The organism is Leptolyngbya cf. ectocarpi LEGE 11479 (assembly GCF_015207065.1).
Taxonomy (GTDB): domain Bacteria; phylum Cyanobacteriota; class Cyanobacteriia; order Phormidesmidales; family Phormidesmidaceae; genus Leptothoe; species Leptothoe ectocarpi.
In genome coordinates this window covers 1-12,209 of the sequence record NZ_JADEXP010000189.1, presented here as the reverse complement: position 1 = coordinate 12,209, position 12,209 = coordinate 1, and the positions used below count along the sequence as shown (strand labels likewise).

General features: G+C 48.5%; 12 protein-coding genes. 8 read left to right on the top strand and 4 right to left on the bottom strand.

Annotation, left to right across the window (positions count from 1 at the left end; translation table 11 throughout):
* The 7 genes from IQ260_RS18615 to IQ260_RS18585 all read left to right on the top strand — a co-directional run.
* Positions 1-1,127, top strand: a 1,127-nt coding sequence (locus IQ260_RS18615) for a COG1361 family protein (RefSeq protein WP_228016247.1), incomplete at its 5' end; no start/stop codon positions are given.
* Positions 1,128-1,277: 150 nt separating this feature from the next.
* A complete protein-coding gene (locus IQ260_RS18610; protein WP_193994603.1) occupies positions 1,278-2,138 on the top strand; it encodes an O-fucosyltransferase family protein in 861 nt (286 codons plus the stop codon).
* 5 nt (positions 2,139-2,143) lie between these two features.
* The gene (locus IQ260_RS18605; RefSeq protein WP_193994602.1) at positions 2,144-3,337 is read left to right on the top strand and encodes a polysaccharide pyruvyl transferase family protein; all 1,194 of its coding nucleotides are present in this window, start codon (positions 2,144-2,146) and stop codon (positions 3,335-3,337) included.
* Positions 3,338-3,339: 2 nt separating this feature from the next.
* Positions 3,340-4,374, top strand: a complete 1,035-nt coding sequence (locus IQ260_RS18600) for a sulfotransferase family protein (protein ID WP_322744996.1) — start codon at positions 3,340-3,342, stop codon at positions 4,372-4,374.
* 224 nt (positions 4,375-4,598) lie between these two features.
* Positions 4,599-5,372 carry a hypothetical protein gene (locus IQ260_RS18595; RefSeq protein WP_193994600.1) on the top strand — a complete coding sequence of 258 codons (774 nt, stop codon included), beginning with the start codon at positions 4,599-4,601 and terminating at the stop codon, positions 5,370-5,372.
* A 58-nt stretch (positions 5,373-5,430) separates the two neighbouring features.
* Positions 5,431-6,684 carry a glycosyltransferase family 4 protein gene (locus IQ260_RS18590; RefSeq protein WP_193994599.1) on the top strand — a complete coding sequence of 418 codons (1,254 nt, stop codon included), beginning with the start codon at positions 5,431-5,433 and terminating at the stop codon, positions 6,682-6,684.
* Positions 6,685-6,730: 46 nt separating this feature from the next.
* Entirely contained in the window at positions 6,731-7,699 is a 969-nt protein-coding gene (locus IQ260_RS18585; protein ID WP_193994598.1) for a glycosyltransferase family 2 protein, read from the top strand.
* A gap of 56 nt (positions 7,700-7,755) precedes the next feature.
* Here IQ260_RS18585 and IQ260_RS18580 read toward each other — a convergent pair whose 3' ends face one another.
* The 3 genes from IQ260_RS18580 to IQ260_RS18570 all read right to left on the bottom strand — a co-directional run bounded on the left by IQ260_RS18580 (position 7,756) and on the right by IQ260_RS18570 (position 11,189).
* Complete coding sequence (locus IQ260_RS18580) at positions 7,756-8,907, bottom strand: glycosyltransferase (protein ID WP_193994597.1); 1,152 nt, start codon at positions 8,905-8,907, stop codon at positions 7,756-7,758.
* Positions 8,908-8,915: 8 nt separating this feature from the next.
* Positions 8,916-9,968, bottom strand: a complete 1,053-nt coding sequence (gene hpsE / locus IQ260_RS18575) for a hormogonium polysaccharide biosynthesis glycosyltransferase HpsE (RefSeq protein ID WP_193994596.1) — start codon at positions 9,966-9,968, stop codon at positions 8,916-8,918.
* 570 nt (positions 9,969-10,538) lie between these two features.
* The gene (locus IQ260_RS18570) at positions 10,539-11,189 is read right to left on the bottom strand and encodes a hypothetical protein (protein WP_193994595.1); all 651 of its coding nucleotides are present in this window, start codon (positions 11,187-11,189) and stop codon (positions 10,539-10,541) included.
* A 159-nt stretch (positions 11,190-11,348) separates the two neighbouring features.
* Here IQ260_RS18570 and IQ260_RS31155 point away from each other — a divergent pair, with 159 nt between their 5' ends.
* Positions 11,349-11,594: a hypothetical protein gene (locus tag IQ260_RS31155; RefSeq protein WP_228016246.1), complete on the top strand. Its 246-nt coding sequence runs from the start codon at positions 11,349-11,351 to the stop codon at positions 11,592-11,594.
* A 126-nt stretch (positions 11,595-11,720) separates the two neighbouring features.
* Here the strand turns inward: IQ260_RS31155 and IQ260_RS18565 are convergent.
* On the bottom strand, positions 11,721-12,209 hold a 489-nt coding region (locus IQ260_RS18565; protein ID WP_265579555.1), incomplete at its 5' end, for a HisA/HisF-related TIM barrel protein.

Genomic DNA, 12,209 nt, shown 5'->3' with positions numbered 1-12,209 from the left:
CCCCTGTGATTGGTGTTGCTAAACAGGTTGTTTCGACTGTACTTGAACCCTCAGGAAGCTTTGGTGTTAACACTGCTAGGGTGACCTACAGCATTGTTGTTGCCAATATCGGCACGGTTCCTTTAGTGCAGGTGCAGCTAGATGAAGAGCTAGATACTGTTTATGGTGCAGGTACATTTCAGGTAGATAGCCTGACCTTCACTGCAGGTGCTACTACGGTGGCTGCAGATCCGGGCTTCGACGGTGTTACTGGCGGTAACACAACGCTATTAGCAGATGCAGCAGGCACGGCTACGGGAACATTAGCGGTAGGAGAAACCAGCACATTCGAGCTGGTGGTTGATGTGGATACCAGTAATCCAAATCTTACCCCTGCTCTACCGGGTCCGTATGATAATCAAATTTCAGCAACTGCAACGGATGCGGCTGGAAACCCCACCAGCGATCTATCGGATAGTGGCACCGATGTTGACCCCGATAATGATGGAGACCCGAATGAGGGCGGCCCTGGAGATCCTGATAATCCAACCAATGATGGGAGTGACAATACAGTCACACGGGTCAGATTTTCACCAGATGTACGTCTAGTGAAACGAATTACTCGCGTAACGAGAAATGGCGTAGAGCTGGCAATCCCAAATATTGGCTCGTTTAATGATCAAACCGGGGATGTAAACGACAATACGTTGTCCACCCTGTCGGGAAGCACATTACCTTTAGGACTTCCCGATATTTCCAATGCTCTCCAGTCTGGCGATTTAGTTGAGTACACTATCTACTTTTTCAATGCAGGACTAGGGACTGCTGAAAACTTAGAGATGTGCGACGAGTTACAAGTCCCCAGTGTTTTACAGCCTGCCAGTTTGGAATTGGCTCAGCCCATAGCTCTCTCCACCGGAGGGACAACTCTAAACTTCTCTAATATTGGGGCCTTATCGCCAAGGGCACCTCTATCACCATTGGAACCGTCCTGTATTTCTGCTCCTGGCTCCTTTCCATCGGGGACACCCGTAGGTGGATTGGGCGTAGGTGCCGGTGGCGGTGTTGTTGTCGGAGGTCCGGCTTCTGGACTCAATGTTGATTCTAATGAGGTGGGCGCTTTCCGCTTTGAAGTGGAGATTCCATAACAAAGCCTGTCCATAGACCAAAAGCCCCCTTAGCATCGGTATCTATGCTGGGGGGCTTTTGGTTTTGATGCCAGACAACTTTGAGAGGGCGGGTACTATAGCATAGGCATGTGTCAAAAATGTGGCTAAAAATAGCGCGTATTACCGACTATGGCTTTTAGATTTGACTCAACACTGACCTTAGTGCCCCATGGTGGTTTGGGTAATCGGATGCGGGCCATTGACTCTGCAGTTACGCTCAGCCAGAAACTACAGAAACGGCTGCACGTTATCTGGCTCAACAATACGCCTCAGTTAAGGTGTCCCTTTGAGCACTTGTTTCAACCGCTTGATCAGGTGCGAATCATCTCACCTCAAATCACCTCGCTGTATATCGAGCCTCAAACGATTCAAAGCTCGGCTCAGCTTAAGAAAATCCTATTGGTTTTAGCCGCTAAAGTTTTTCAAACAGCCAACTTTCAAAAAGTTGTAGGTCATGATGAGGCGATTGACCTGATTAGAAACGATCGATTAGCAATGCTTTCGCACTATCGTAGCGTGATGATTCTGACCGATCGTAGTTTTTACCCAGCTAATACATACGACCTGTTTAAACCTATTCCTGCCCTGGAAAGCCAAATTCAACGGCGGACGGATGGGTTTGGTGAACGTACGATAGGGTTACACATTCGCCGGGGTGATCATGTGAAATCCAGTGAACGCAGTCCATTAAAATTGTTTGAGCAGGCCATTGAGCAGGAGATTGCTCGCGATGAAGCTACTAATTTTTATCTAGCCTCAGATTCACTCAAAACAAAGCAAACGCTAGCCAAACGGTTTGGCCGTCGTATTATCACTCAGCTCACCGCCACTAGCCGCAACAGTAAACAGGGGATGCAAGAGGCTGTCGTTGATTTGTACGCGCTATCTCGCACCCGTAAAATTTATGGATCCTATTGGAGTTCTTACTCGCGAGTGGCGGCCAATATCTCAAACCTGGAGCTTGTTATTCTCAATACCCTCATCCCCTAACCACTATGGTCTCCTGGAAGCGCCTATTGATTTGCGGTTTTTATGGCCACCATAATTTAGGCGATGAAGCAATGTTGGCCGGTATGCTTTGTTTACTTAAACGCTGTTTAGGTGAGCATTATCTCGACCAAATTACGGTTTATTCTAACGATCCAGAGGATACGGTGATGCGCCATAGTGTGGCAGCCTTACCCAACCAGTTTCCTCGTCGTCGTCGTGAACGGTGGGTAAAATGGGCCACACACACACTGGCCCTGTGGCAGCACCAATATTTTATTTTGGGAGGAGGTGACTTACTACGAGATTCACCCGAGCGAGATGTGGCGCTAACTTGGCTACAGCCACTTCAGCGAGCCATGGCGCTGGGGTGTCGAACCATTGTTTTGGGCATTAGCGTCGGAGAAGTTTGGAAACCTCACACCAGGACCGCTATTGTCAACACTCTAAATCGTGTTGATCTGATTGTCGTCCGTGATCAACAGTCTCAGCTGCAGCTGCAACAGATGGGGGTAACGGGTACGGTATATATCATGGGCGATTTGGCACTTCAGTTGATACCAAAACGCTCGACTATTTCTCTAGCTGCTCCAGCAGTAGCGGCTCCCCATGTGGGCATTTCCATACGCTCCCTCACGGGACGCCTTGCAGAACTGGATCATGCAGCTGAGAACAGCTTTTATCGAGAAATGGCGAGGATAATAGATTATTTGATTGAAATCAAAGGCGCTACGGTTTCTCTGCTGCCATTTCAGGCCTATACGCCCAGTTACATTGCCCAGCATCGCCCCGCTGATAATGATGAAGAGGCCATTGCTGCCGTATTGGAGCACAGTAGCTATAGCCAACAGATCGTTGTACACAAAGCTTTTGCCTCGGTGAAACAGGCGATCGATACCCTGCAAGCGTTTGACTTGATGATTGGCACTCGACTACATTCGCTAATTTTAGCCGCAGGCTTGGGAATTCCCTTACTGGCAGCGGCCTATGATAGAAAAGTATCGGGCTTTATGACAGAAATTGACCAGCAGGATAACAGTGTATGGGTACAGCAGTTTACCCTAGAGCAGGTGAAATCTCGCCTCGACTCTCTGTTGGATCATCGACTGGAATCACAACAGCAGCTTGTGTCTGCTGTTGATCGCTACTGTCAGCAAAGTATCCCTGTTGCCGATAGATTGTGCAAACTCTTAAATAGCTGACTGTGACCATCCATTCTTCTGGTAGTTCAACCCTAGGGCCTATATTTATTGTAGGCATGCCTCGCTCTGGGACAACGCTATTAACAAGTATGCTGTCGGCCCATCCCAGGATTGCGATCGCACCCGAAACCCACTATCTCTGCTATTGGCTCCGGCAATATAAAACACTCAATCTTTCCTGTACCCAGGACTTTGACAGCTTTTGGCAAGCTGTTAGCAACAGTCAGCGGTTCTCATATTTTGGTATTGATGCCCACCCAACACGAGAGCGAATTTTAGCCAAAGGCTCTCCTTCTCATCAGCATATTTTATCGGGCTGGCTAGAAGAATATGCTCACACTATCAATAAGCCTCGCTGGGGTGAAAAAACGCCCCTTCATTATCAGCACCTGCACCAATTATTTACCTGGTTCCCCGATGCCCAAGTCATATGGATGCTCAGGGATCCAAGAGCAGTGGCGGCCTCCCTTAACACAGTCCCTTGGGCAAGTAACTACATTCATATTCATGCTCAGCAGTGGCAAGAGAGTCTCACCAGTTTTGAACGAGACTGGCAACGAGATAGCCGTGTCATGCTCCTGCAATATGAAAAACTGATACAACAGCCTGAGAGGTGTCTCACACGCCTATGCCACTTTCTCGGCGAAACCTATACGACCGATATGTTGACCACCCGTTCCGCAGCCAACACTCCCCTGATCAATCGCCAGGGCTGGGCAGTTCAGCATCTCCAATCAGCTTTGCAACCTATCTCGGCTAACGCCATTTCTAAATGGCAACGCAATCTGGCCAATCATCAAATTGAGATTATTGAGGCTCTCACTTTTCCCGATGCCGCCAAGTATGGTTACTGTGCAAACACCTCACATCCCATCAGTCCCTATGCTAGTTTTCGCCTCAATCTAGAAAAGCTGAGGGTAAAACTGGATCGCAAGCTCGCCCATTGGCAAACGCGATTAACTCAGCAGCCCAGACAAACGGGTCAGTACATTGGTGCAGGTCCAAAATCAGTCAATAACGCTACAAAATCACCATAATTGGCAAAAATTCACCTTGAAAAATGACTAACTACAGGTTTACGGCTTAAGAGTCAATCAGCTTCGTCCAATCTTTATAATTTGCTGGGATTTAATTAAAAAATCAAAGTTCTTTAACTCAAGCATAGTTGCTATCTAGACTTGCATTGCCTAACGTCCTATGATTAGGACTGACTATTACAACCCAGTAATTTAGGCGTCCAACCAGATGCGATTTACCTTGAATGGCTCTCTTTAAGCATCAACTACAGCTTTATCTGAATTTTGTCCGTTCTAAATCAAATCAAGCATCCCGACAATTTATTATTTTTGGCCGAGGTCGATCCGGCAGCACAGCCCTTGTCAGCTTACTGGATTGTTTACCTGAGGTCTGTTGCGATGGTGAAATTTTAGCTCAGCCCATCCTTTGGCCACAGCTGTATCTCAAGGCCTGTGCAGCTCAAGCCTGTGAGACCGTCTATGGCTGCAAAGTTTTAAGCTACCAGCTGCGGGATATCCAGAATATTCAGCAGGGCTCAAATTTTTTACATGAACTCAGCCACTCAGGCGTTCGTATTCTTTATTTGAGACGGGAAAACCTGCTCAACCATGCCATATCAAACATACGTGCCCGCAGTTTTGGGTTTCACCAAAACCGAACAGCAAAAAGTTTCCGAACAAATAAAATTTATGTAGATCCAAAAACAGTGGTCAATTGGATCGAAAAAAGTCAGTGCCTGTGGGAATATGAAGCCTCTCTGCTGCGAGATATCCCCCATTTGCCCCTGACCTATGAACGAAATTTAGCCAGTGAGGCCCAGCACCAAACCACAATTGATGCCATTTGCGATTATCTTTCAATTGACTCTAAACCCGTCTTTAGTCAGTATCAAAAGGTCTCACCACAGACATTACAAGCCTCTGTCGAGAACTATGACGAGCTAGTGGATTACCTAAAATCTACTCCCTATCACCGTTATTTAGAAACCTATCCAGCGCTTTCCATGGCTGCACGGTAAGCATATTCGATAGCATGATTACATCTGTAATCTGATGGCTAGCCCAGTCTTTGCACCTATGACCACTGCGCGCCAAGCAGGAGCCTTCCCAGTAGAGCGTCGTACGCTCTTTTTTGTCCAGACAAAACCTTACCCCTTGAGTGGAGGCGTCTCGCTGCGGAATTGGCAAAATATTAATCTTTTGGCTCAGCAGGGATCGGTAGCTCTTTTTTCCCTTGATAAGGAAGAAGCTGACCTCGCCTCACTACCGCTGGCTATCGCTTGGGAGCATTACGACCTCTCAAAATCGTCTCGTCCCATGGGAGAAAAGGTGCGGCGTCGCCTTTGGCGACTACGACCCACTGGCCATGCTCGGGCTGACTGGCTATATACCCGAGAGGTCGCCGACCGACTGCGCCAGCTCATTGCCAGCTACAATCCCACCCTGATTATTATTGAGGAGATCTGGCTGTATCGCTATTTGCCCATTTTGCGACAGGCGAGATGTCCCTTAATTTTGGATAACCATAACGTTGAAGGCGATGACAGCCGCTATCAGGGGGTAGGCGGTGTAACAACCCGAACGCTGACTAAAGTACGGCAAATCGAAGAAAATTTTATTCAGGCTGTCGATCAAGTGTGGATGTGCAGTCAGGAGGATGTGCGTCGCCTATACCAGCTATATCCAGGTATAAAGACGACAGCCTATGCAATACCCAACGGAGTGAACCCCGACTATTACGAAACAGTTCGCTCAAGGTCGTTGGCTGCAATACCGTCTAAAACTATCAGCAAAAATGTCAACAACCTCATCTATTTAGGGCGATTTTCTTATCAACCCAATGCCGAGGCGGTGTCTATTTTGCTCCATCAGATTTATCCTTCCCTGAAGGCACTCGATAGCAATTGTCAGCTGCTATTGGTGGGATGTGATCCAACTGAGGAAATGTTGATAGCAGCCCAAGCCGATCCGCACATTATTGTCACAGGTCAGGTGGAGGATGTGCGTCCCTACCTGGCGGCGGCGGCTGTCATGGTTGTGCCCCTGCAAAAAGGCAGCGGTACCCGGCTCAAGCTTTTGGAGGCTTTCGCGGCTAAATGCCCTGTCATTAGTACACACAAAGGGGCTGAGGGGTTAGACGTAGAGGATGAAAAACATTTACTTTTAAGGGACTCCCCTGCTGCTATGGTGCAGGGGATTTTGCGCCTATGGCAACAACCCCAGACGACTCACACATTATCAGAACATGCCTATGAGCGGTTTCTAGAACAGTATTCCTGGTCAGCTGTTGGACAGCAAATTGGTAACGCTCTAGCACAGCTAGCGAAATAACTATTTCCCGCAGACCATATTCCCGCAGACCATATTCCCGCAGACCATGCCCCAACTTGAAGCCATCCATGAACCGCTATCTGTCAGTGTGGTGGTGCCGCTATACAACAAGGCTACCTATATTGAAAATACGGTGGTCTCAATTTTGTCGCAGTCCCATCCGCCTGATGAAATCATTGTGGTGAATGATGGGTCAACAGATGAGGGACCCAGTCTCGTACAGGCCATGGGAGATGAGCGGATTCGGCTGATTCACCAGGAAAATCAAGGTCCTGGCAGTGCGCGTAATCGAGGACTGCGGGCTGCAACGGCTCCCTATATTGCGTTTCTAGATGCTGATGATGAGTGGCTCCCAAATTTCTTAGAGACGGCCCTGGGGCATTTGAGGCGGCATGCTAGCTGTGCTTTATGTGTAACCGGACAGTATCGAGGTGAAGCCCGTTCTGATTGGGGCAATGTGTTGTCATCTCTGGGGCTGACCTCAGGGCAGTGGCAACTCCCTCCGGAGCTATCGCCAGCGGACCATAAACCCAACCTGGATGTGCTGCATTCGGGAGCCATTGTGTGCGATCGCACCATCGTCAATCGCTTTGGCGGTTTCTATGCCAAAGATCGCTGCACCTACGGGGAAGACATTTATCTGTGGCTCCAGGTGATTCTCAACTACCCGATTTACCGAGATCTGCGACCTCTGATGTGGTATCACACCGAAGCTTCGGATCTGGCTGTTTGGAAACAGGTGCGGCCCCCCTGGCCCATGCTCTTGGATCCAGAGCCCCTGCGTCGCAGCTGTCCCGAAAACTACCGCCCCATACTAGAGAGTATTTTGAACACCTATGCGGCCATTGCGGCCTACCGAGCCACCACTGTCGAAGATTTGGTGACGGCCAATCGGCTGTTTGAAGCGTTTCCAGATGCCCGCAAGCAGATGTTTCAGGACTGGCGTAAACGGGTGGACTACCTAATTGCCAACGTGCCAAACTTACGACGCACCTTGAAAGGATTTAAGCGATAGTAGCGGGAGGCTATTGCCCAGTTGTAGGGTAGGCACCGCCCACAACTCCGGCTGTATTAATGTGCAGCCCGGTATTGTTCCACCACCTCATCATAAATCGTTTCCAACTGACCGGTATTTTTCTGCAGGTCAAAGTTGGCAGCCACATGGGCCTGCCCTGCCCGCGCAAATTTTTGACGCAGCTCTGTATCCTCCAGGAGTCGGATCAGATTTGTGGCTAGCTGCTCAGTATCCTTTTCGGGGGCCAGCAAACCAGTTTCACCGTGGATGACCGCTTCCGGAATACCGCCTGTGGCAAAGCTCACCACAGGCAGCCCCATGGCCTGCGCCTCGGCAAATACCATGCCAAAGCCCTCGGCATCGCCGGAGCGGGCAATAATGCTAGGACCACAAAAGACTTGGGCTCGGTTCATCCAATGGCGTACCTGGTCGGGAGGCTGTTGGCCTAGAAACTGGGTGCGGACCGAGAGTTTGTCAGTGAGGGATTGGAGGTGAGATCGCAATGCTCCATCACCAATAATCACCAGCCGTACCCCAGGCAATTGACGCTGAACTGCGACCATTGACCGCACCAGATACTCCACCCCCTTTTTCTCCACCAGTCGCCCTACATACAGCACAATCGGTTCTCGCTGGGCAATCCAGGGGCGAAACCGCTGTCGATCAATCCCGATATAGTGCACCACTATTTTGTCGGCGGCCCCGCCTCTGTGCACCAGCTGGTCACGAATAAATTGAGACACAGCAACGATGCGATCCGCTGTTGCCAGTGCTCGGTCCCGTTTTCGTAGCAGCAACATCCGAAAAAAATCACCCTGACTGCGGATAGTGGTCCAACCAGGTGTATCCCAGGTCGCATCATACCCATGGCACGTGACCACCAGGGGAATCTTCAACCGCTGACAAAGAGGCTGTACGAAACCGCCATCGCCACCAAAATGGGCATGGACCAAAACAGGCCGATGCTGCCTGAGTACGCTAACCCAATGGGGAGAGACAACACCCGCCACCTTATACAACCCTTTCCAAAGACGACCGGAAGCGGACATCTTATCTAAAACAATCGTTTTCTGATGGTCTAACTCTGCTGTCAAGCGGCTACTACCTACATAGACAGCTCCATATCGCGCTAAACTTTCACCCTGAGCCGGGATAAAGGTTTCTGAATAAGGTAAAAGCTGATCGCGATAGATTAAAACCGTGGGCATGGGCACCGCTAATCATTAGAGTGTAGACAACTCGACAATTTAGCCGTCTGCTTGTCCGGCTCATTCGATATCAGCTCCTGTGGTCGAAGACAGCCAGGACAACTATTCCTCATAACGTATCGTTTCAAGGCATGGAGGGGACTCAACAAGCTGCTGATTAGCAGCTGTAGCTCGGCTGCCGACACCACATCTTGTTGTAAATGTCGATAGTGTTTGAGCAGATGTAAACATAGCTTACGACCGTCATTGCCCATAAATAATAGTGTCAGCAGCGGGCGCTTCCAACCCGCAATACCCACCATGCGGGTAGCATACTTACTGAGACCAATCCCCTGGAAAAAACGTAACAGATAGCTCCGTTCAAGCCGCCAGCTGGGAATCTGATGCTCAATGTGCATCAACGGATTAAACCAGATCTCCCAACCCGCTTTTTTTAAGTACAACAGTGCTTCTACATCTTCCCCCTTTAATGCCAAAGAGTTCCCCACCGGCCCTCGTAGCGTCAAAGGATAGGGAACATTATCTAGCCACGCCTGTCGCCAAATAACCAGCCCCGCCCCAGGCGGTACCAAATTGCTCATGGCTCGCCATCCAGTGGTAAAACAAACAACTTCATCTCGTTCTATCACCGGAATAAAGGGAGCAATTCGATCAAAATTAGCCGGTGGCGTGGTCTCATAGCGGGGATGAATCTGACTACCAAATGCGGCTGCCTGGGGATGTGCCGTGCCAAAATCATAGGCAGCCTGTACCCAGTGGGGATCAGGAATATTGTCATCATCCAAAAAACCGATCCATGCTCCCCTGGCTTCTAAAATGGCGCAGTGGCGGGCAAATGAAGCACCTTGTCGAGTTTCCAATACATACCGCAGAGGGCATACAGTCCAGTTTCGCTGATACATACTGACAATATCAGCTGTTTCATCGGTGCTGTTATTGTCAACAACGATGACTTCCCAATCAAGACCATCAGAAATAATCTGGGTGTTGAGGGCATCTAAAATTTGGGGCAATACAGACGCACCATTATAAAGACGAATAGCAACTGAAAAATTAACCATAAAAATTAAGACTACAATCGCCTGGGCACCTGTAGAAACGAACAGTCTCGCTAGACTCCATTAAAATCATAACTAACCATTGATTTCCCTGAATTATCTCAACTATGACTCAGCTAATACAGGGATGACAATAGTAAAGGCATAACAGTGTTTCAGCCAGCAGCTACGAACTATACACCTCAGTGGTAACACTGGGGCACAGGCTTAATTAAGCAAGGTGCAATGCTATGAGGAAATATTCGGGGAAATCTTCAGCTACCAAGGAGGTTAACCAGGGATATTAAGCGGATTATCATAAAAATAACTCCAGGGTTTTACTTACGTTTCCTAAAAAGGGATACACGTCCTATCCGCTAAACCCATAAAATTTGAAAACTTTATGACTCCATTAATATTCTATTGAGCCAAAAGCTCTATATCCAAAGACAAGAAGCCCCTGACGCAAGGTTTGATAGGAATCCATCCCATCACCTTTTTCTATGTCAGGAGCTTCTTACTGTTATCGATACCGTCCATGGATAGAACGGATGAGGCTTGCTCAACAAATGCGTAGACAAGCCATGGACACCCTTAGGTTAGTGCCTTTTTGCTCATGCTGTACTTGCCGCCACGACCACGATACCACTCGCTAGTACGGGCTCCAGCGGACAGGATATTAGAAACCCGGTTGCGTGCTTTCAAGAACGTTGCCTTGGGCATATCACTCTTGAAGATGGCTTCCATAACCTCAGCAATTTTGAACGCTTCATCGGGCTGAGCCTTCAAAATATTAGCAACAACATCAGGCAGAGGAGTTTTGCGAAAAGGATCCTGTACATAGCGTTGCCAGTTGGGAGACTTGCCTCCACGAGGCTTGCGAGTCGTCGTCACCTTCTCAGCAGCGGCTTTAGCTTTTGTCGTCTTAGTTTTAGACACAGCAGCCTTGGCTTTTTCTGCTGTTTTAGCAGATGGTTTACGCCCCCGCTTCTTACCAGGCTTTTTAGCAGGAGCTGGTTCAGGCTCACTTTCTGTGACACCAGCACTAGCGGCGGCACTGGTTAGAATTTCAGTCACGCTAGCGGCAACACCATTAGTACTGCCAGTTGACTGAAATAAGTCAATAACAGTCTGGAGACCTTCACGCTGTTTTGCGGCGGCGGAGAGCTGATTGCTTAATGCTTCAACTTGAGAAGCAAGCTGGGAATCAACTTCCTTGAGCTGATCAAGGACATTGGTAGCCATATTGGGTTAAACCTCACTTTGTTGCAATGAATGGAGTGATACTTGAGAAAGGTAATCTCACTTGTTCTTCAATTCTACAGAGATATACCACTAATTCAACAAGTTTTTGACATAAAAAAGATACCCAAACACAAAAAAGTAATATCACTTGAACTATCTTTGGGCTACCAACAACCTAAAATTTTGCTGGACAGCTCCCTCGACAAGGACTGTTTGACTATGCCAAAGCGGTCAAGCTTCATCTTCCCAGCAACGCTTAAAATCTTCTCCCCTCAACAGTTTCAACGAAACCAGACCCTAAATAACAGTGTTCCGAAAACTCCTGCCGGGCAATTTATTGGCTCCTCCAAAGACGTCGCTGGAGGAGCCTGCTTATCTGATTTTTTTTTAGAAAAGAATGATTAAAAATTTCTCTAAAAACTAGAGGATAGAACAGTCAAAACTGTTAACCGTGAACCAAGTCTCCCCTTTAAAGAACAAAAAGTAGTTCTCATGAACTACTTTTTGTTCTTTATTTAATAGCCCACTGAGTTATCCCCAACGGGTTGATTGCAAGTCGGGAGGAACATCTTGAAGCCGTCCTGGGCCAATGGCTTTAATTGCTTCAGGTAGGGCGATGTTGCCGGTGTAGAGGGCCTTACCAACAATCACACCGCTCACTCCCAAGGGAGCCACACCTAACAGACTCAGTAAATCACTCAAGCTGCTGACACCGCCCGAGGCAATAACAGGAGTATCAATCTTGCTGGCAAGCTCCCTCAGGGCTTCTAGATTAGGGCCTTTGAGCGTCCCATCTCGTTTGATGTCGGTATAAATAATGGCGGCAGCGCCCAACTCTCCCATGCGACGAGCCAAATCATCTGCCATGACAGTCGAGGTTTCCACCCAACCACGAGTGGCAACTCTACCGTCACGAGCATCAATGCCTACAAAAATACGCCCTGGAAATTCAGTGCTGAGCTCTCCTACTAGCTCGGGGTTTTCAACAGCAACAGTGCCTAGAATGGCGTACTGTACCCC